This is a genomic window from Chryseobacterium sp., assembly GCF_022712095.1.
Classification (GTDB): domain Bacteria; phylum Bacteroidota; class Bacteroidia; order Flavobacteriales; family Weeksellaceae; genus Chryseobacterium.
Genome location: NZ_JALAHD010000010.1, coordinates 1 through 21,890, shown reverse-complemented (window position 1 = coordinate 21,890; position 21,890 = coordinate 1). Strand labels below are relative to the sequence as shown.

The following is a 21,890-nucleotide window of genomic DNA, read 5'->3' as shown; positions in this document are numbered from 1 at the left end:
CTGACAAAGCTATCATAAAGGAAAACATTTCTTCAAAATCAGATATAAAAAAACCTTTCAATTTTTTTGAAAGGTTTATATATTAATATATTACAGATGTTATCGCGCAATATTTACTGCTCTTGTTTCCCTGATTACAGTAACTTTTACCTGTCCCGGATAGGTTAATTCATTTTGAATTTTTTCCGAAATATCATAAGACAACTGAGAAGCAACTTCATCATTTACTTTTCCGCTTTCAACCATTACTCTCAATTCTCTTCCTGCCTGAATAGCATAGGCGCTTGATACACCATCAAAGCTTAAAGCCGCAGATTCAAGATCTTTTAATCTTTGGATATAAGATTCCAAAACCTGACGTCTCGCCCCTGGTCTTGCTCCTGAAATGGCATCTGCAACCTGAATAATAGGTGATAATAATGATGTCATTTCTACTTCATCGTGGTGAGCACCAATCGCATTAATTACTTCTGCATTCTCTCCATATTTTTCTGCCCATTGCATACCTAGCAGTGCATGCGGAAGTTCAGATTCCTGTTCAGGTACTTTACCTATATCATGTAATAAACCTGCTCTTTTAGCCAATTTAACATTTAATCCTAACTCAGCAGCCATCGTTGCAGCTATATTGGCCACTTCTCTTGAGTGCTGTAATAAGTTTTGACCATATGAAGAACGATACTTCATTCTACCTACGATTTTAATCAATTCCGGATGTAATCCATGAATTCCAAGATCAATAATGGTTCTCTTACCTACTTCAATGATCTCTTCTTCTATTTGTTTTCTTGTTTTTTCTACAACTTCTTCAATTCTTGCAGGGTGAATTCTGCCATCGGTAACCAGCCTATGAAGTGATAATCTTGCAATTTCTCTTCTTACCGGATCGAAACAGGAAAGAAGAATAGCTTCCGGTGTATCATCTACGATAATTTCGACTCCGGTTACAGCTTCTAAAGCACGGATATTTCTACCCTCTCTACCGATAATTCTACCTTTTACTTCATCAGATTCGATATTGAATACAGATACTGAATTTTCAATAGCCTGCTCTGTTCCTATCCTCTGAATGGTTTGGATAACAATTTTTCTTGCTTCACTTTTCGCATTCATCTGAGCTTCTTCCATAATACTCTGAACATGCGCCTGAGCTCTGGTTTTCGCTTCTGCTTTCATGGACTCCACTAATTCAGCTTTTGCTTCATCAGCAGAATAATTAGAAATTTTTTCTAAGATTTCAACTTTTTTAGCAGTTATAGAATCTAATTCCGACTGTTTTCTATCCAAAATCTCATTTTTCTTAGCATAATCAGCAATCTGTCTGTCCAGATCTTTTTCTAATTTCCCTGTTTTGCTAAGTTCATCATTAAGCTTATGCTCCTTATCCTTAATTCTTTTTTCGGCTTCCTGCATTTTCTTTTCTCTCACCTGGATATCAGCATCATGCTGAGACTTTAGTTCAAGGAATTTTTCTTTGGCCTGAAGGTTCTTTTCTTTCTTTATGGATTCAGCTTGTACATTAGCTTTTTCTATTAAATTTTCGGCATTCTTCTTTGCATCATCTATAATAAATTTTGCTTTAGAATTTAGTGAGCTTCTAGAGAATACCATCCCTATAATAGCTCCTATTACTAAGCAAATAACGCCGACTATAATGGCTGTTGTCATATATATTGAGTTTTAATTGTCTTTATTTTAATACATAAAAAAGCCTACAACAATTCAAAGATTGAGAGTAAACTCCTAATCAACACGATTTGAACTGATTTCCACTGTCTGTAATCCGGAAGTCCGGCACGCCATTCAATGGACATTTGTTCGGTAATTGTTTAGCGTTGAGTTTACCTTTAATGTGTTAGAATTAATGTAGGCAGTCGTTTCAAGGAAAAAAAATCTATTTCCCTGTTTCATCCAACAGACGGTTCATACTTTGTAACCGTACATTGGTAGAATTTATATTTTTTTCATAATTAACAGAAAGTACTTCTGCATTGGTCCCTAATTTAAGGGCACACATTGCCAGAGCATCCTGCTTATCTCTTACATCAAAATTTTGTTCAAAATCTTTAATCATATTTTCAATTTGCTTCCCTACTTTACGCAAAGTTTCCTCCTCTGCTGCAGGTACATTCAGCGGATATACTCTCCCTGCTATATTGATGGTTATTCTTCTTACCTCCATTATAATCCACTGTTTTGAAGCTGGGCAATACAAAAGTCTACTTCTTTTACCAATCTGTTAATGTGGTTTTTCATGAGTCTGTTGTGTTCAGGATTCCCTGATATTGCCGAATAAAGTTTTATATTTTTTTGTTCTTCTGCTAATACCTGATTTCTTTTTCTTTCCTCATCATATTTCTTCTTCAGATCTTCATGCTCTATATTTAGTTCCGATAATCTTTCAGCAAGATTCTGATACTTTTTTTGAAGGTTCAAAATCTTTTTTTCCAGTTCTGAAAAGTTGTTTTCTAAATCTTGAAGCATTTCAGGTTTTGTATATTCTAACTATTAGCAAAAATAGGAAAATAATAGTATTCATGAAAATAAAAACCTTCTATATTTTGACTTGCATACAAAAAAGAGATACTATTGTACCTCTTTTTTGTATTGTATTAAGTTATTTTTCTTATATTTTATTCAAATTTCAGAACAAACATAATCGCTCTTGTTTGTAAAGTAGACATTGCCGAAGCCCAATAAGGAGGAGTTGTAGCATTATCGGCTACTTTTTCATTATTCATAAAGAAAGTTCCTCTGATCGCCGGCGTTAATTTAAATTTATTAAAATAGAATTGGATTCCCATCTCGGCAGACCATGCAAAATTGTGAGTGGTAGATCTGAAAACCTGCTGCATATTATCATCTTCCGAATCTGAATTGGATTGCAGATTAACAATATAGTTCACCCCTGCAGCAATATAAGGTCTTGAATTATACCATCTCATTCCATGGAACTCCAGCATTACAGGGATATCCACTAAAGTAGATTTAATATCTCTTATTTTGTCATTTTCTGTTAAAGGAATAGGTACGAATGGATCATTGGTTAAAGTTCCGGCAGCATATTGATCATTCGATTGCGTGTTGAAAGTTAATTGCCTCTGAGCAAATTGTAAGCCTGGTTCCAATCTTAAATCTAAATAATCATTAAGTCTCCATTTACCGATCAATCCGGCACCGAAGCTATAACTTTCTTTAGTGGTAACAAGATTTTGATTCCCATTCATTCCATATCTTGGATTGAGTACTATACGGTAGTCCAGTCTGTTCCCATTCAAATAAAAACCCCAACTGAAGGTCTGTTGATCAAATTCTTCCAACTTATCCATTCTGTTTCGGGTTCTGAATTGGGCATCTGCAAAAACTGCAATATTAACTGAAGCTAAAACCAGTGCTTTTAATAGAAATTTATTCATAGGTTATTTTGTTGCTTTATAAATTGTGGCTATACCTAAACTTTGTTTTTTATATTCAACTTTCTTAAATCCGGTCTCTAAAAGAATTTGTTTCATCTTTTCCCCGTAAGGAAAAGCATTCACAGAATCCGGAAGGTATGTATATGCCCTATTATCTTTAGAAACCAACCTACCTATTTTTGGTAATATATGCTTGAAATAAAACATATATAATGGTCCTAAAAAACCCTCAACCTTTGAAAACTCCAGTATATAAACACTCTTGTCATCTTTCACTACTCTTCTTAACTCTGCCAACCCCTTTTTAAGGTTTTCAAAATTCCTAACTCCAAATGCAACGGAAACCGCGTCAAATCTATTGTCCTCGAAGGGTAAATTTTCCGCATCGCCCTTTTGCATTGAAATTTTGCCGTCTAAATTAAGTTTTTTTATTTTAATAACGCCAACATTTAACATTTGTTGCGATAAATCCAAACCAATTACTTTTGCCTGCGTTCCCTTTTCAATGGTGATTGCCAGATCTCCCGTTCCTGTAGCCACATCCAGCACTTCTTTAGGGGTATCTTTCTTCATCCATTTCACTAAATTATTCCTCCATAAAACATCGATTTTCATGGATAAAACATGGTTTAGCAAATCATACTTGGGTGCTATATTGTCGAACATATCCTCTACCTGGCTCTTCTTCGTAGCCTCAGAATTGTAGGGAGTTACTTTATTGATATCGTTTGTCAAAACTTGTAATATTCTTTATAATAGTTAAGGTAATCTTGTTTTCTGAAAATTTTGGTGCGGAATTCCACTTTCTCTATATTTTTAATGACTTTATCATAGTCTTCATCTACATTATAATAGAAATCGTCTGTGTATAGTTTATTAAAATGTTTAGCTCCGCCAAAATATTCTTTACCGTCTATAACGGTTTTATCAAGAGCCAAAAGTAATGAATCTTTTTTAAGATTGTATCCATAATATTGACTATTGATGTAATAATCCTGATGGGCTATATTTAATAGTCCGCGGATTTTATTTACCTGGAAAGCCGAATCGTACAATAATTTTTTATTGTCATCGAAAACTTTTATAGAATTTTTCCCCTGATTAAGTTTTACCTGAACACTTTGTCCGCCTGAAATAACCCCTTCTGAACCGTTATTAATCTTAAAATAATAGGTTTTAGGAGTAGGATTATCTACTAAATAATAATTTTCCTTGGCTAAAAAGAGAAAATAGATACCAAAGGCCATTACAAATACCAGAATTGCTATTAATAAGCCTTTTATTGATGGATTACCTTTCATATTTAATGAAAATTTTTTGCAAATTTAATAATATTTTTAATTCTTTCTTATGGAGATTAATTATTAACTTTGCATTCTCAAAAAAATGATATAAACGCATGCCTAATACAATCATCATTGGTTCTGGATCTTATATACCTAATAGGGTCATTGGTAGAGACTATTTTATGGATTCCGAATTCTATACGGACGAAGGAGAAAAAATAGAAAAACCTACAGAAGAAATTATTGCAAAATTTGTAGAAATTACAGAAATTGAAAACAGAAGATTTATTGAGGAAGAACTATCCAACTCAAAAATCGGTTACCAAGCCGCAAAAGCGGCCATCGAAGACGCCAAAATAGATCCTGAACATTTAGACTATATTATATATGCCAGCAACTTTGGTGAAGTAACAGTAAACGGGTATGTGAATTTTATGCCTAATATGGCTGCAAGGGTTAAAAATCAATTAGGTATCAAAAACAGAAAATGCATCACTTATGATATGATTTTCGGCTGTCCGGGATGGGTAGAAGCTATGATCTTGGCGAATAACTTAATTAAAGCAAAAGTTGCTAAAACAATTCTTGTGGTAGGTGCTGAAACACTTAGCCGTGTAACCGACCCTTATGATCGCAACAAAATGATCTTTGCTGACGGAGCAGGAGCTGTAGTGGTCCAGGCTACAGAAGAAGAAAATGTAGGAATCATCTCTCACAATACTTTATGCGATAATAGTGCCGAACTTAACTATTTGGAAAATAATTCATCTATTAATAAAGATTTTGACCAAAAACGTTTATTTGTAAGAATGCAGGGAAGAAAAATTTATGAATATGCTCTTAAAAATGTTCCCACAGCTATCAAAGAAACTATCGATGATGCAGGGCTTTCTTTAACGGATATTGATAAAATATTAATTCATCAGGCTAATGCGAAAATGGATTATGCGATGGTCGAAAGACTTCATAAGCTTTACAATATTAAAGAATATGATCATGCGATCTCTCCTATGACCATTCAGGAGTTTGGAAATTCTTCTGTTGCAACAATTCCTACTATGTTTGATTTAATAATTAAAGGAAAAATGGCAGGTCAATCGTTTAAAGAAAAAGGTAACATTGTGATGACTTCGGTAGGAGCCGGAATGAACATCAATGCTATCGTTTATAGATTTCCTTAATAACAATAAATAAAAAGATATTGAAGCACAAAGGGAATTTCCTTTGTGCTTTTTTTAAACAGATTATGCAAAGAAATTTTATAATTGGAACTGCTATTTTTCTTTTTTTAGAAATTTACATTTACCAAGCTATCAGGACTTTAACAGAAAACTTTTGGATAAAGTCGGTCTATGTAGTATTATCACTTACCGTATATGGTATTTTCGCCTACGAAATAGCCAATTTTAATAGAGCAGATAAAGATCCTCACAGAGTTCATTTGATGATGACTTTATTTCTGACGTTTATCCTGCCTAAAATATTTATCGTACTATTTTTGCTTATTGACGATATTTTCCGCACAGGAAGCTACTTAATCAGCTTAACAAAACCAAGTGAGCATTTTTTTCCTGAAAGAAGAAAGTTTTTAAGCTTAATGGGTCTTGGAATGGGCGGTGTTCTCTCCGCTTTATTCATTGACGGAGTTACTTTTGGAAAGTACCGACATACGGTAAGAAAAGTCAAAGTTAAAATTAAAAATTTACCAAAAAGTTTTAAGGGTTACAAGGTCGTTCAGATCTCGGATGTTCACAGCGGAAGCTTTGCTGATCCTCAGAAACTGGAACACGCGATACAATTGATCAATGAACAGAATCCTGATCTTGTTCTATTCACCGGGGATATGGTTAATAATGTTTCAGATGAGTTTAAACCGTTCATTCCTCTCTTTTCCACTATAAAAGCAAAAGACGGTAAATTTGCCGTGCTTGGAAATCATGATTATGGAGATTATGTTACCTGGACTTCTCCGGATGCCAAAAAGAAAAACCTTGAAACCTTGATCGATTATGAAAGACAGGCTGGTTTTGATATGCTGAGAAATGAAAACAGGATTATTGAAAAGAATGGAGAAAAACTTTATATCCTGGGGGTCGAAAACTGGGGAATGAAACCTTTTCCACAGTTTGGAGATCTTGACGGAGCTCTTGCCGGGGTACCTGAATCTGCAGCTAAAATATTAATGAGCCATGACCCTACGCATTTCGATTATGTGGTAAAAAATCACCCGGGAAATGTCCAGCTTACACTTTCCGGCCATACACACGGAATGCAGTTCGGTATAGATTTAAAAAATATAAAATGGTCTCCGATACAATATCGTTATCCAAAATGGGCCGACCTTTATGAAAGTGAAGGAAAAATGTTGTACGTCAACAGAGGTTTCGGAGTATTGGGATATCCCGGAAGAGTGGGAGTTCTTCCTGAAATTACACTTTTTGAGCTTTCTTAGGGCTTAAAAAATATAATCTTTCATTCTGGAAGTGGCCAGCTCTTTTTCATTAATCCAAGAGAGAAGCGCTTCCAGTTTGTCTTCCATTTTTTTACCTGAAGAATAATTTCTGTAAAAAGGAACTTTAAACGGATATTTTTTGAAATCCGTGAATTGCCATGAATTGAGATAAATCAGTACAAACTCATCACTCTTTAAGGTTTCAAACACCATATTTTCATAATATTTCATAGGTAACACCTGAAACACAAAATCATTATAAGGCAGCTGGCTGTAAGGGGAAATACTTTCGGGAATAATACTTAATCCTTCTTCTTCTGTTATTTCAGTATTTCTTTTTAGTCTTTTAAAAGGAAAAAGGATATTAGCATTATCAATATTTGAAATATAATTAAAGCCTAATAATTTCAATTCCGATAAGGAGAGTTTAAAATCTTTCTGACGGATTCCGCGAATTTGCTTCTCAAGTAAATCCTCCGTCATTTTTTTTATCCTTTCTATTTCTGAAATTCCTGTATTTAAATTATAAAAAGCAATCTCATGTCCACGACCTGAAATTGCTTTTATAAGATTCTGCAATTTTTCTGCAATGGATAAGTCTATAAAAAAGGTAGCTCTAACATCATGAAGATCTAAAATTCTAAGAATAGATTTTATGTTATCTTCCGTAATCTTGATTCTTTCTTCCAAAGAAATTTCAACAACTTTTTTAGTTGCTGATGTCATATTTACGATGTTGAAAGTTAACAATACCATTTAAACCTTAATTTATATAAAAATCATAATCTATTAGCAATCAAATGTTAAAAATATAAACACTTAAAGTAAAACTTTAATAATTAGTTTTTATCTAATTTTACTTTTAAATTTTTGATCATATCTCTGGACATTTCTGAAATCCCAAAATCATAGGTAAGTCCCCAATCTTTTTTAGCCACTGAATCATCAATAGAAGCTGGCCATGAATCAGCAATTGCCTGTCTGAAATCTGGATTATAATCGATACTAAATTCTGGTATTTCTTTTTTAATTTCTTCAGCCAATTCTTTTGGAGTAAAAGACATTCCCCCTAAATTGTACGATGAACGAACTGTTAGATTTTCTTTGGGAGCTTCCATTAGTTTCAAAGTAGCATTAATGGCATCATCCATATAAAGCATAGGCATCGCAGTGTCTTCAGAAATAAAACTTGTATATTTTCCTTCTTCGATAGCTTCATAAAAAATCTCGACAGCGTAATCGGTAGTCCCACCACCCGCCGGGGTTTTCCAAGAAATCAGTCCGGGATATCTGATACTTCTTACATCTACTCCATGTTTATCGAAATAATATTCACACCACTTCTCCCCTGCCATTTTAGATATTCCGTAAACAGTGGTAGGATTCAAAACGACATCCTGACCTACATTTTGTTTTGGAATTCCTTTCCCGAAAACAGCAATGGAACTTGGCCAGAATATTTTTTTGATCAATCCTTCTTTTGCCATTTCACAAAGGTTAAGAAGTGGTTCCAGATTAAGTTTCCAAGCAAAGAGAGGCTGCTTTTCTGAAGTTCCGGACAATAAGGAGGCTAAATGATAAACAGTAGTAATATCATAATCCTGGATCACCTGTTTCATAAGTTGGGTATTGGTAACATCCATTCTTTCATAATACCCGGCTGAAGTCATCCCTTTTTGCCATCTGTCCAATCCTGAAGCCACTACATTCTCAGCTCCATGAATTTCAACCAGTCTGTTGGTGAGCTCTGTTCCAATCTGTCCCAAAGCACCTGTAATTAATATTTTTTCCGTATAGGACTCCATTTTATTTTTATTAGTTTTGATTATGGGCAAAATTAAAGATTTTACCCCCTATTCAAAAACAAAATTGTAAATTCGGGTATAATTTTTATTATGAAGAAGTTTATAGCTGTAATAGTACTCATCAGTCAATCCGTTTCTGCACAATTCACTGATATCAATATTATCAAAGAAGTCAAGGTAAAAAATAAGGGAATTGTGGTTTCCGCACATCCTCTGGCCAGTGAAGCGGGAGCTAAGATTCTTAAAATGGGAGGCAATGCATATGATGCTGCTGTGGCTACACAATACGCTTTAGCTGTAGTATATCCTCAGGCAGGAAATATTGGCGGCGGCGGATTCCTTGTGGGTGTAAAAAACAATGGGGAGAAATTCACACTGGATTATCGTGAGACAGCACCTCAAAAAGCATCCAGAGATATGTACATTGATAAAAACGGCAAAGCAAATACTGATCTTTCCCAAAACGGAAGGTTATCTGTCGGAGTTCCGGGAAGTATTGCCGGTTTTTATGCAACCCTTAAACATTGTAAACTTCCGATGGAAACCTTAATTCAGCCCGCTATTGATCTGGCAGAACAAGGATTCGCCGTTACACAACTTGAAGCTGATTTTCTTAATAAGCACAAAGAAGCCTTTCAAAAACATAATCAGTCACCCATCGTATTTGTAAAAAGTCAGCCCTGGAAAGAAGGGGATATTTTAATTCAGAAGGAACTGGCTGAAACATTAAAATTAATTCAGAAGTCCGGAGCCAAGGGATTTTACCAAGGAAAAACAGCTCAGCTTATCGTAGCAGAAATGAAAAGAGGCAACGGTATTATTACACTGGAAGATCTCAAAAACTATAAAGTAGCGGAGAGAAAAGCATTAGAATTTAAATATAAGGATAATGATGTCGTTTCCATGCCATTACCTTCCAGCGGGGGAATTCTTTTGGCTCAGATGCTTACCATGTCAGGTTTTGAAAAACTTGAGAAATATCAGCAAAACTCATCACAGGCCGTGCAAATCATGGTAGAAGCAGAAAGACGGGCTTATGCTGACCGTGCAGAATATATGGGAGATCCGGATTTTATTCAGGATAAAACCTCCTATCTTATTTCTAAAGATTATTTAAAAAACAGATGGAAAAGCTTTAGTTTCAACAAGGCTACACCCAGTGCTGAAGTGGGTAAGATTATTACATTACCAAAAGAATCCATGCAGACCACCCATATTTCTATTATTGACAAGGAAGGAAATGCGGCATCTGTAACAACTACCCTTAATGGATATTATGGAAGTAAAGTTGTAGTAACTGGAGCCGGATTCTTTTTAAATGACGAAATGGATGACTTTTCTATAAAGCCAGGTGTTCCCAATATGTTTGGTGCCGTAGGAGGAGAAGCCAATGCCATCCAGCCGAATAAAAGAATGCTTTCTTCCATGACTCCCACTATTCTACTGAAAAACGGAAAACCCTACATGGTTGTGGGAACACCGGGAGGTACAACAATTTCAACTTCTGTTTTCCAATCAATTGTAAATGTTGTTGACTTTAAACAAAATGCCAATATTTCCGTCAATGCACCCAAATTTCATCATCAGTGGCTTCCGGAAACTATTAAAGTAGAAACAAATTTTCCCGAAGCTACAATCAATGAACTCAAAAGTAAGGGCTACACCTTCGAAAGTGTAGATCATATAGGGAAAACAGAAATGATCCTAATTGATGATAAAGGCAGTATTCATGCGGTCGCAGACGGTCGTGGGGATGACTCTGTTGCAGTTGAATAATTTTTCTTAATTTCCCACACATTTAATTAAACTAAAAAACACACATTGAAAACTAAAAAACTCTACCAGCAACTTTACTTTCAGGTTATCGTTGCTATCATTGCCGGTATACTTTTAGGCAAGTTTTATCCTGAAATCGGTGAAAAAATGAAACCGTTAGGAGACGGATTCATCAAATTGGTTAAAATGATTATAGCACCCGTTATTTTCATTACTCTGACTTTAGGAATTGCGCATATGACAGATCTGAAAAAGGTAGGAAGAATTGCAATAAAAGCAATGATCTACTTTTTCACATTCTCCACGCTTGCACTTATCATCGGACTTATTGTTGGAAATATCATGCAGCCGGGCGCAGGATTACACATTGATCCGGCCAGTCTTTCCGGAGATGTTACCCAATATCAGAAAAAAGCTCATGAATCCACAATTACCGGATTTATTATGAATATCATCCCGGAGACTTTATTCAGTCCATTGGTAGGGGAAAATATATTACAGGTATTACTTGTCGCTATTTTAATGGGTGTTGCCCTGGTTTTAACAAAAGAAAAGAGCCAGAAAATTACAGATCTTTTACAGGCTCTTTCCGTTCCTGTTTTTAAAATCGTAAGTATTCTTATGAAGCTTGCACCAATAGGTGCTTTTGGTGCAATGGCCTTTACTATCGGAAAGTATGGTCTGCATTCTGTATTGAACCTTCTTTTCCTTGTAGTAACTTTCTATGTAACTTCCTTCCTGTTTGTAATTTTAGTGCTGGGTGCCGTAGCATGGTACAACGGTTTCAATATTTTCAAATTAATGATCTATCTGAAAGAGGAGCTTCTCCTTGTATTAGGAACCAGCTCTTCTGAACCGGCCCTTCCGGGTCTTATGGAAAAGATGCAAAAGGCAGGATGCTCTAAAGCTATTGTAGGCTTGGTAGTTCCTACCGGGTATTCTTTCAATCTTGACGGAACCAATATTTACATGACATTGGCCTCGCTATTTATAGCTCAGGCTCTGGATATCCATTTACCTTTAGAAAAGCAACTAATCTTATTACTGGTAGCCATGTTAAGTTCAAAAGGAGCAGCGGGAGTAACAGGTGCTGGATTTGTAACATTAGCTGCAACTCTGGCTGTAGTTCCTGAAATTCCGATTGCAGGTATGACCTTAATATTAGGAATTGATAAATTCATGAGTGAATGCCGTGCCCTTACCAATGTTATTGGAAACTCTGTAGCAACTGTTGTAGTCGCTAACTGGGAAAAACAACTCGATAAGGATAAACTTCAGTATGCATTAAATCATCCTCAAGAAATCGAACAAAGCATAGAGTCATAATTATAAAATCCCCCTGAAACTACTTTCCGGGGGATTTTTTATAGTAAATTTTAACTCTAATGATGGATTACATGAGTATGTTGAGACTGTCTGGCAGAACTTTCACATGAATCGGAGATTCTATTGTATTAAATTCTCCATCAAGGTGCCAGTTTTTAGTATTGACTTCAAACTTGATCTCTGAGACAGGCAGATAGGTAATATAATCATCTGCCTTCAGTTTTTTAGTAAACATTCTGTAGGCAAAAAGTAAGGAATAAAAAAAAGGAAATTTTTTCACTAATACTACATCTACCAATCCATCGCTTTTTCTAGCCTGAGGAGCGATATAAGCGTTATTTCCAAACTGGCGGGTATTGGCAATACTTACCATTAAATATCTTCCGTTATATTTTTTATATTCATCTTCCAGGAATTTTACCTTTATAGGTTTATAATTAATAAATGTTTTTATCGAAACTTTTATATAGTTTTTAAAACCCCGATCTGTTTTTTCAAATTCTTTAACTACCTTTCCATCAAAACCTGTCCCTGAAACATTAATTGAAAGCTTTCCATTAACTGTAAATGTATCTACTTTCCTAAATTTCCGGACTTCTATTTTTTTTAAAAGTTCATCAAGATTATGACTGAATTTAGTTTCATTGGAAAATCCATTTCCCGAACCTGCTGGAAAAATGGCTAAAATTTTATCGGTATCAATCAGGTTTCTGGCTATGGTAGAAATAGTTCCGTCCCCTCCTATGGCTACAAAAACATCAATATCATTAAAATGATTTTGAATAAAATTATCAGTTCCCTGAATAGAATCAGAAACATAGTATAAGGCATTATCAACTTTTTTCTTCAGTTCATTCAGAAAAGGCTGATATTTTTTTTTAGCAGAAAAGGGATTAATTATAAAAGCTACTTTTTCCATCGGCACAAAAATAGAAAATGCTTCCTAATCTGGAAGCATTTAAATTATTTTATTTTCATTCTTTTTTTAAATTCTGGATTAAGTGTTCCTCCCAACTCTTCCCACGAAATAGGAATAATAATATCTCCTGCCGCAAAGGCCGCAATTTCGTAAGGGCTATAGTGAAAATAAAGGTTTTTACTGTCAAAATAGAAATTATTTGTAACCGGTATTACCTCCACCAATAGCATGTCTGTATTCTTAATATCCCCATCAGAATCTGTAGCTCCACCGTGAATTTTATCAATATTCTTCATTAGCTTTTCTTCCAAATCCTTCTTAGCCATTGAGGTTATATCTTGAAGAGCTAGCCTTTTATTATTTTTCAGATCGAACACTCTCTCCGAAAAGCCATAATTATCATGGGCTCCACCTTCATAACCCCCGCCGGAATATTGAATATGCATATAGTCACTGATATTTGATACTACCTCCATAGATGAACTGGAGTACCATTCCTGATTAGAGAATCTTTCACTTTCCTCATCAGTAAGTCCCTCCAAATCCTTCGCTAAAGAATTAAAATAATTTTTTTTATCTTTTTCTAAATAGCTTTTTAAGCCTTCTTTTGAAAAGTCCTTTACTCCTTTATATTGAGAATAAATGCTATCCAATAATTTTTGATCTTTTAAAGTAGGAAATACTAATAATTTTGAATAATATTTTACGGTAAGTCCTTTTAATATCTTTGTGGAATCATTCATTATCACTGAATCTATAACAAATTTTTCCGGTTGCTGGACCTCTATGGGATCTTTTGTAGTTTCCTCAGGCTTATTTTCATTTTTTTTACAAGCTGAAGAGAAAATCAGTGAGGTAAAAACCAGAATAGTAATTGCATTTTTCATAATTATTATTTTTTATACAATAGCAAAAACCATTCAAAAGTCGAATGGTTTTTAAAAATATTATCTTATAATCATTAATTATTATTGATCATTCGGAATTTCATTAGCATCAAAAGTATCATTTCCGAAAGCCAAAACCGGAATAAAAATAAATCCTAAGAAGAATAAAAGGATTGTATAAAGCGGAGTTTCTTTTTTAAATCCTTTCGCTAATCTGTCTAAAAGGACCCAGATTGCATAAATGTTTACGAATGGAATAAAGAATAAAATAATCCACCATATTGGTTTTTTAGTAATCTGAATTAAAACAATTATGTTATAAATTGGAATAAATCCAGCCCAAGCATTTTCTACTCCTGCTTTTTGGAATACTTTATACATGCAGTATCCATAGAAAAGATACACTACAATTTGAAAAATAATTCCCACTATTCCGATTCCTGCAGCGGCTGCGCCCACTGATGCATCATAGTCTGACATAGTTTAGTGTTTTTATGTTAACTGCAAAAGTAAGGAAAATTTATATCAATAAAAAGTGATTTATTTCTTTATTAAACTGATCACCTGGTTTTCACTTTTAGAAGCAGTTCCCCATATCTGTTTAAAAGCAGGATAATATTCTTTAGGATAATCAGCACTGGATACTGTTGTTGTAGAAGTAATCTCTAAAGTATTTCCATTCTGCCCTGCTACATATTCATAGGCGATCTCTTTATCATCAGTTATAATTTTTTTATCCTTAGGTAGTGCCTCTACTGTATACCCTTCCGGAAGTTCCAATACAATTTTTTTTGTTCTGGTAAATGGTGCTATGAAATCAATCGGATATTTTCTTTCGTCTGCCTGATCAAATTCATTGGTTGTTTTACTCAGAAACAACATAGGATTAATGATAATTTTCTTCCCTACCTTATCTATCAGATTATTGGAAGTAAATTTCATTGTGCTTTCAAAATCACCGTTTTCCAGCACTTTAGAATCAATATCCGTAAAATCTATAGTAAAGTTTTCTTTATATTGCTTTTTATATTTTTCGGCATTATCATCATAGCTTTCTTTGGCAAACATCGCATAAGCACCTGTATCTTTATCGGAATAGGTACCTGAAATACTTCCTTCTTCATTCATTTTTGCATGAACCGTAAGATAAGTATAACTTGGTTTCAGGTTTTCCATCTGAAGCTGTTGAACTTTTTCCTTACTAAGCAAAATTCCAAAATGATTCCAATCTCTCGGCGGTAGCTGATCCATTGAGGACTGCTTTGAAGTAGCATCCAATAAATGATATCCTTCTTTGGTCTTAACAGCTGCAATTACAAAATTGAGATTAGACACATTGGGAGAAGCAAGGTTGATAATTCCGTTACTCACCGTAGAGATAAGTACAGGATCTGAGTTGAGACCTGCTTCACGAAGCATCATCACCAGAAAAAGGTTGATTTCCGCAGCATTTCCAGTTTTTGTTTCTACCAGTTTTTTTAATCCTTGATCTGTAGTTACTCCCCTGTCATTATTCCAGGTAAATGTTTTCTGCACATATTTAAATATAGCATCGGCTTTTTCTGTATCACCTTTTAAATCTGAAATTCCGGCAGGCATATTGTCTTTCGCTAATTTTGTCTTTTTCAGCTCTGAACCGAAGTCTTCATCTTCATACAATCTTTTTTTAATCTGCTCCCAGGAAGATGAGTATAATTTTAGCTCCCTGAAATTGGTAGAGTGCAGTTCTGCACTTATTTTGGTACGGTAATTCCTGTCGTTTTTTACAAATTTCTCAGTTTTAAACCCCTTAAGGTTCTCATATCCGAATCTGTAAGTTTTATAATCCATTCCATATAATGTCTTATCCTGTACCATTCTGTATTTTGGCTCCAGATCTCCGGTATAATTTACATTATAAGAAATATTCAAAGGATTCTCCAATATATATTCGGTATATAATGAAGGAGTATCCGTTTCAATTAGAATTTCCGGTATAGCATATAAAAAGGGGGAAGTGATCTCATATTGATATTCCAATACAGAGCCGTTTTTTACATTAGGAAAAGCAAATTTCGTTATGTTCGTATATTTATTCTCTTTACTTTTATATTTAGAGCTTTTATCCACTTTAGTAGGGACTACATTTCCATTTTCAAGGTTATAGGTAAAAGCTTTCATTTTAGATAATGTTTCCTGGCTACTACCATTCTGATAGAGTGGAATTTCAAGATTCAGCCAATCTTCCGCCTTATCTTTATTATAAATTTTCACCCTGTAATATACTTTTTTAAGGAGATTTCCTGTGGAGCCATCGACCATAAAATGTAAAGATTTATACAGGATTTCTGCAGGCGCATTGGCATCTAAACCGGATTTTTCTTTAGATAAATCTGCATCATCAAATTTAGGCGGATTAAGGAACTCATGTTTCTGGGCATTAATAAAGCCAATACTTATGGTACAGGAAAGAAGTAAAATAATTTTTTTCATATTTATATCTTAGTAATTAAAATTTTCGAGTTATCGTTGTTTAAAGTTTTTTTCCTGAAACTTATATAATCATTATATTTTTCTTTTGGATAAATGCCTTTATTAATTCTTATTGTCCTGCTTACTTTCAAAACAGCTCCATCTTTAATAAAACTTAACTTATAGGCTCCGAATTCAGAGTTTAAACTCACATTCTCAGGCATTTCATCTACTTTATACTGAGCCGGAATGATAAAATTGATTTCATATTCATCTTCGTAAGACTGACCTATCTCAAAGGGTAATGTTCTGTTTTCATCTGCTTTATAGACAGAGCTTGAAAATATAGGAACCGCTCTGAATAGCATTCCTTCCCCTAAACTTTTCGAATAATGATTAGCCTTAAAATCAATATCATATTTAGCTATGGCAAAGTCTTTATCATTAATAAAATTTTTCATTTCCACCCTTTCAAAATTCAATACATCAAACTGTTTTTTCAATGCCTCATTTCTTTGTTGAGGTGATAAATTAATATATGGCAGATTATAGTCATACTGACTTCCGGTAAAAGCAAATTTACCTTCTCCTGAAATACTATTATCTTCATTCAGTTTAATATTTAGGGTCTGTTTCTCCTTGTTTTGTTCTGCCGGATAAACTGGAGTATCAATTAATTTTATTCCGTCTTTTTGAATGGATAAAACATTTCTATTTGTAGTAGAATATCCTAAATGGTTGAAGGCAATCTGCTGCGATGTATTCTCCAGCCAGATATTTCCTTTTTCCGTCGGAACCATTAAAATAACATGATTCCCTCCCATTTTAGGGAATTCAGGATCAAACGAAATAGGAGAAGAACCCGAGATGATTACTGAATAATAAGAAGGTATGCCTGCTTCATCCAGAAGTGTCTTCATGTAATTGGTAAGCCCTTTACAATCTCCATATCCTTTTTTCTGAACTTCATCAGGAAGCATAGGCTGCCATCCGCCAATTCCTAAAGCCACAAAGATATACCGGGTTTTTTCCTGCATATACTGATAAATCTTTTTAACTTTTTCTTCGGTTGTCCCTTGCAGATTCAAGGCTGCTATTTCATTTTTTATTGCCGGAGTAGATACTGAAACCGGCTGTACAATACTATTGTAGTACCATGATCCGAAATCATTCCAATTATTAAGGTTTCCCTGCTTTCCTTCCAAGTTGAATTTCGATAAGGCAAAACTGACCTTAGGTAGAATCTTAATAGGTTCAGGAAGTAAAAGAGCGTCATCCATTGCCGGAACTTCTTTGTAAGTATATATTTTTTCTGTTCCATTATCTACAGACTGTACTTTTGTATAGTTATACGGGGATGGATATGTTTTAGTTTTTAATTCAATTCCTGAATTATTAATAATTTTAAACTGACTTTCCTCTAGGGAAGTATTGGTAGAAAAAAAAGGAATAAAGTCAGGAATGAAAACCGTATTCTTGTCAGTTATCTGATAAGAAAAATCAATAGTATAAGGATATTGAATGGGAGTATAGGATAAAACCAACAATCTGCTATTGGAATAAAATGTTCCTTGTGGATTGTGAGCAAAATCTCCAAAATCTGATTTGGAATAGGTTTTTATTTTTTTCCCTTCACTATCGTAAATAGTTACTTTCACATCGGAAATATGGTCTCCTTTTTCATACGGTATGTAAGCAACAGCTTTGGAATCTCCATCTTTACTCAGCACAGTTTTGACTGTATTATAGGAATACTTTATTTCATCAACTTTATTGATCTGAACTGTTGTGAAATCTTTTCTGATAACTATATTGGCATTTTTCTTAAGAATTTCAGGAATTGCTGAAGCCGGATAGTTCTGAGCATGATATAGTGAAGCTATTGATAAGGCCCCAACGAATAAAATTTTCATCTTGTTAAATAATTTTAACAAAAATAATGAAATTATTAAAATCCTTACTCTTTATCAATAAAAAGGCTTCTGTTCAGAAGCCTTTTTATTTGTATCTCAATGATTGAATATTATGCATCAATCTTAGCATATTTTGCATTTTTCTCAATAAATTCTCTTCGTGGGGGAACTTCATCGCCCATCAACATAGAGAATACATTATCTGCTTCCACAGCATTTTCTATTGTTACCTGCTTTAAGATTCTGTTTTCAGGATTAAGGGTCGTTTCCCAAAGCTGCTCAGGGTTCATTTCCCCAAGACCTTTGTAACGCTGAACTTCAACACCTTTTCCATCCGGAGACATTTCTAAAGTAGACTCTTCTCTTTCTTTTTCGTTATATGCGTAAATCTTTTTATTTCCTTTTTTAAGCAAATATAAAGGAGGTTGGGCTATATAGATATATCCGTTCTCGATAAGCTCTTTCATATAACGGAAGAAGAAAGTCAGAATCAAAGTAGAGATGTGGGATCCGTCAATATCAGCATCGGTCATGATTACTACTTTGTGGTATCTTAATTTTGACAAATTCAAAGCTTTACTGTCTTCTTCTGTACCTACAGAAACACCAAGAGCAGTATAAATGTTTTTGATCTCATCATTATCGTATACTTTATGAAGCATTGACTTTTCTACATTCAGGATTTTACCTCTTAATGGCAGGATCGCCTGAAAATGTCTGTCTCTACCCTGTTTTGCAGTTCCTCCTGCAGAATCTCCCTCCACAAGGAACAATTCAGATTCTTCAGGACTTTTTGATGAACAGTCGGATAATTTTCCGGGAAGTCCGGAGCCTCCCATCGGAGATTTTCTCTGAACCATTTCACGTGCTTTTTTAGCTGCCTGTCTTGCTTTGGCTGCTAAAACCACTTTCTGTACAATTTGCTTAGCTTCTGTTGGATTTTCTTCAAGGAAATTAGTAAGCATCTCCCCTACGATCTTATCCACAGCTCCGGAAACTTCAGAGTTTCCTAATTTAGTTTTAGTCTGTCCTTCAAACTGAGGTTCCATTACTTTCACAGAAATCACTGCCGTTAAACCTTCACGGAAGTCATCTCCTGTAATATCTACTTTTTCTTTTTGAGGAATACCTAAATCATCAGCATATTTTTTCAAGGTTCTGGTTAAAGCACGTCTGAACCCTGCCAGGTGGGTACCCCCTTCATGAGTATTGATATTATTAACATAAGAATGTAGATTCTCGTTGAAAGAAGTATTGTAACGCATGGCAACTTCGACAGGAATATCATCTCTTTCACCTTCCATGAAAATAACATGTTCCATAATGGACTCCCTGTTTCCGTCAATATACTCTACAAATTCCTTCAGACCTCCTTCAGAGAAAAACACTTCTGATTTGAAAGAACCGTCTTCCAGCTTTTCTCGTTCATCTGTAAGAGTAATCGTAATTCCCCTGTTAAGATAAGAAAGCTCTCTTAAACGGTTGGCTAAAGTATCGTAATTATAAACTAATTCTGTAAAAATACTGTCATCCGGCTGAAAAAACTGTTTAGTTCCTCTATTTTCACTTTTACCGATTTCTTCTACTCCTGTCTGAGCTTTTCCTCTGGAATATATTTGCTGATAAACATTTCCATCTCTGTAAACAGTAGTGACCATTTCATTGGAAAGTGCATTCACACATGACACTCCTACTCCGTGAAGTCCACCTGAAACCTTATAGGAGTCTTTATCAAACTTACCTCCGGCTCCGATTTTTGTCATTACAACTTCAAGAGCAGATTTCTGTTCTTTTTCATGGAAATCTACAGGAATACCTCTACCATTATCACTTACTTCAACACCATTACCTTCCTTAATAGTTACGGAAATCGTATCACAGTATCCTGCCAAAGCCTCGTCAATAGAGTTGTCTACTACTTCATAAACCAAATGATGAAGTCCTCTGGTCCCGACATCACCTATATACATTGAAGGACGCATACGAACGTGCTCCATTCCTTCCAATGCCTGAATACTACTAGCTGTATATTGTTTTTGACTCATATTAAATTGTTAATTTCTGCCCTTCCGCAGAGACCTACAAATATCGTGATTTTTTTCGATTTATGAAAGTTAAAATATGTCAAAAAAAGAGAGGTTTTTATCCCTCAAAATTTAAATTTCTATAAATACAAAAACATATTCAGACTCCATTAATAAAAAAGCCGAAGTAGAATTATCTACTTCGGCATCTGAAATTTTTGAGCGTGATTTATCTCTTAATAAAATTAAATTTATTTCCTTTAACAGTTAAAATATAATTAGCCTCCGGAAGGTCAGAAACATCAATACGAATATTGTCTTCTAGCTTAACATTAATAGTTTTCACTACCTGTCCACTCATATTATAAATAACAACGGCTACTCTTTCTCCACTATTACCTAAACCTCGAACCGATAATATATCATGGGCAGGATTAGGATATAAATCAGCAGGCTTCTTTTGTAATGTAGAAATACCAATCTCTGATGGTATATCTGCAACTTTTGCTGTAGTGGCAACCGGCGTAAAGTTTGGTCCTGTAGTAACATTCGAACCTCTTGTTGAATTTAAGGCTTTCACTCTCCAATTATGTAGCGTATTGAGAGGAAGTGATTTAACATACGAATTAGAACTGACTGTAACACTATTATAAGTTGTAGAGGAAGAAGCCTTATACTCTAGCTTATAACCAGTAGCTCCACTTACCGCATTCCATCTGAATGTAGTATATCCATTAGGAGCAAAACTTACATTTAAACCGGCTGGTGAGGAAAGTAATGTTGTAAAGGTTAAACCTGTCATAGCTGCGGAACTTCCCTTAGAATTAATTGCTGTTACCCTCCAGTTATAGGTCGTATTTGCAACCAGACCTGTAATATCCCTAGTATCGGTTGTTACTATTACTGAATTATATGATGTAGCTGCAGCAGTTTTATATTCTAATTTGTAGCTTGTGGCCCCACTTACTATGCTCCACTTTAACGTAATACTTTTACTGTTAAAATTATAAACTGACGACCATGTTGGAGTCGCAGGTTTTACCAAAACCGGGGTTGTAAAATTTGTTCCTGTTGCAACTGATGAACTACCACCGGCATTGATAGCCGTTACCCGCCAGTTATAGACTGTGCTAGCAGCTAAGCCTGTTAAAATGCTTTTATTAGTGGTTACTGTTACTGAACTGTAAGAGCTTGATGCGGAGGTTTTATACTCTACCTTATAACTTGTAGCCCCGCTTACTGTACCCCAGTTTAATGTAGCTCCATTTCCACTTATATAAGTTACATATAAGTTACTCGGTGCAGAAGGAGGAAGCACTAAAGTTGTAAAATTTGCTCCTGAAGTAACTGCTGAGCTTCCCAATGAATTAATCGCTGTTACTCGCCAGTTATAAACAGTATTCGCTGTTAAGCCTGTTAACACCCTTGTATTAGTGGACACTGTTACTGAATTGTATGTTGTTGCAGAAGAAGTTTTATATTCTACTTTATAGCTTGTAGCTCCAGATACGGCATTCCATTTTAAAGTTGCTCCATTACTGGTAACAGCACTTACTGATAAGCCACTAGGCGATGTAACCAAAGTAGTGAAATTCGTTCCTGTAGTAACTGCTGAGCTTCCCAATGAATTAATCG

At 34.8% G+C, this 21,890-nt stretch carries 19 protein-coding genes; 4 read left to right on the top strand and 15 right to left on the bottom strand.

The features are described from left to right. Nucleotides 1-99: 99 nt before the first annotated feature. The 6 genes from rny to Q0A18_RS00455 all read right to left on the bottom strand — a co-directional run bounded on the left by rny (nt 100) and on the right by Q0A18_RS00455 (nt 4,717). Complete coding sequence (gene rny / locus Q0A18_RS00480; protein ID WP_292008202.1) at nt 100-1,668, bottom strand: ribonuclease Y; 1,569 nt, start codon at nt 1,666-1,668, stop codon at nt 100-102. A 226-nt stretch (nt 1,669-1,894) separates the two neighbouring features. Next, nucleotides 1,895-2,182: a cell division protein ZapA gene (locus tag Q0A18_RS00475; RefSeq protein ID WP_292008201.1), complete on the bottom strand. Its 288-nt coding sequence runs from the start codon at nt 2,180-2,182 to the stop codon at nt 1,895-1,897. Further along, a complete protein-coding gene (locus Q0A18_RS00470; protein WP_292008200.1) occupies nt 2,182-2,484 on the bottom strand; it encodes a hypothetical protein in 303 nt (100 codons plus the stop codon). Before Q0A18_RS00470 ends, Q0A18_RS00475 begins: the two co-directional genes overlap by 1 nt. Before the next feature lie 149 nt (nt 2,485-2,633). Next, the gene (locus tag Q0A18_RS00465) at nt 2,634-3,416 is read right to left on the bottom strand and encodes a porin family protein (RefSeq protein WP_292008199.1); all 783 of its coding nucleotides are present in this window, start codon (nt 3,414-3,416) and stop codon (nt 2,634-2,636) included. Between the two features lie 3 nt (nt 3,417-3,419). Beyond that, complete coding sequence (gene ubiE / locus Q0A18_RS00460; protein WP_292008198.1) at nt 3,420-4,151, bottom strand: bifunctional demethylmenaquinone methyltransferase/2-methoxy-6-polyprenyl-1,4-benzoquinol methylase UbiE; 732 nt, start codon at nt 4,149-4,151, stop codon at nt 3,420-3,422. Continuing rightward, entirely contained in the window at nt 4,148-4,717 is a 570-nt protein-coding gene (locus tag Q0A18_RS00455) for a hypothetical protein (protein WP_292008197.1), read from the bottom strand. The genes ubiE and Q0A18_RS00455 overlap by 4 nt, the downstream gene beginning before the upstream one ends. 98 nt (nt 4,718-4,815) lie before the next feature. Here Q0A18_RS00455 and Q0A18_RS00450 point away from each other — a divergent pair, with 98 nt between their 5' ends. Continuing rightward, nucleotides 4,816-5,883 (top strand): ketoacyl-ACP synthase III, encoded by a 1,068-nt coding sequence (locus Q0A18_RS00450; RefSeq protein WP_292008196.1) that lies wholly within the window; start codon nt 4,816-4,818, stop codon nt 5,881-5,883. 65 nt (nt 5,884-5,948) lie between these two features. Next, nucleotides 5,949-7,154 (top strand): metallophosphoesterase, encoded by a 1,206-nt coding sequence (locus Q0A18_RS00445; protein WP_292008195.1) that lies wholly within the window; start codon nt 5,949-5,951, stop codon nt 7,152-7,154. 3 nt (nt 7,155-7,157) lie between these two features. On the opposite strand, the gene Q0A18_RS00440 is transcribed toward Q0A18_RS00445, so the two are convergent. Both Q0A18_RS00440 and Q0A18_RS00435 read right to left on the bottom strand, forming a co-directional pair. Beyond that, a complete protein-coding gene (locus Q0A18_RS00440; RefSeq protein WP_292008194.1) occupies nt 7,158-7,880 on the bottom strand; it encodes a polysaccharide deacetylase family protein in 723 nt (240 codons plus the stop codon). Nucleotides 7,881-7,993: 113 nt separating this feature from the next. After that, the gene (locus Q0A18_RS00435; protein WP_292008193.1) at nt 7,994-8,959 is read right to left on the bottom strand and encodes an NAD-dependent epimerase/dehydratase family protein; all 966 of its coding nucleotides are present in this window, start codon (nt 8,957-8,959) and stop codon (nt 7,994-7,996) included. A gap of 90 nt (nt 8,960-9,049) precedes the next feature. Here Q0A18_RS00435 and ggt point away from each other — a divergent pair, with 90 nt between their 5' ends. Further along, on the top strand, nt 9,050-10,735 hold the full coding sequence (ggt, locus tag Q0A18_RS00430; protein WP_292008192.1) for a gamma-glutamyltransferase: 1,686 nt from the start codon (nt 9,050-9,052) through the stop codon (nt 10,733-10,735). Nucleotides 10,736-10,780: 45 nt separating this feature from the next. Further along, nucleotides 10,781-12,061 carry a dicarboxylate/amino acid:cation symporter gene (locus tag Q0A18_RS00425; RefSeq protein WP_292008191.1) on the top strand — a complete coding sequence of 427 codons (1,281 nt, stop codon included), beginning with the start codon at nt 10,781-10,783 and terminating at the stop codon, nt 12,059-12,061. Between the two features lie 67 nt (nt 12,062-12,128). Here Q0A18_RS00425 and Q0A18_RS00420 read toward each other — a convergent pair whose 3' ends face one another. From Q0A18_RS00420 to Q0A18_RS00390, 7 genes are all read right to left on the bottom strand, one after another. Further along, a complete protein-coding gene (locus Q0A18_RS00420; RefSeq protein ID WP_292008190.1) occupies nt 12,129-12,980 on the bottom strand; it encodes a diacylglycerol kinase family protein in 852 nt (283 codons plus the stop codon). A gap of 44 nt (nt 12,981-13,024) precedes the next feature. Continuing rightward, nucleotides 13,025-13,867, bottom strand: coding sequence for an RsiV family protein (locus Q0A18_RS00415; protein WP_292008189.1), 843 nt, complete (start codon nt 13,865-13,867; stop codon nt 13,025-13,027). An 81-nt stretch (nt 13,868-13,948) separates the two neighbouring features. After that, nucleotides 13,949-14,347, bottom strand: a complete 399-nt coding sequence (locus Q0A18_RS00410; RefSeq protein WP_292008188.1) for a DUF5684 domain-containing protein — start codon at nt 14,345-14,347, stop codon at nt 13,949-13,951. A gap of 60 nt (nt 14,348-14,407) precedes the next feature. Continuing rightward, nucleotides 14,408-16,339, bottom strand: coding sequence for a DUF3857 domain-containing protein (locus Q0A18_RS00405; RefSeq protein ID WP_292008187.1), 1,932 nt, complete (start codon nt 16,337-16,339; stop codon nt 14,408-14,410). Between the two features lie 2 nt (nt 16,340-16,341). Further along, nucleotides 16,342-18,231, bottom strand: a complete 1,890-nt coding sequence (locus tag Q0A18_RS00400) for a DUF3857 domain-containing protein (RefSeq protein WP_292008186.1) — start codon at nt 18,229-18,231, stop codon at nt 16,342-16,344. Between the two features lie 110 nt (nt 18,232-18,341). Then, on the bottom strand, nt 18,342-20,276 hold the full coding sequence (gene gyrB / locus Q0A18_RS00395; protein WP_292008185.1) for a DNA topoisomerase (ATP-hydrolyzing) subunit B: 1,935 nt from the start codon (nt 20,274-20,276) through the stop codon (nt 18,342-18,344). A gap of 208 nt (nt 20,277-20,484) precedes the next feature. Continuing rightward, nucleotides 20,485-21,890 (bottom strand): fibronectin type III domain-containing protein (locus Q0A18_RS00390; protein WP_292008184.1); only part of this gene is annotated, 1,406 nt, incomplete at its 5' end.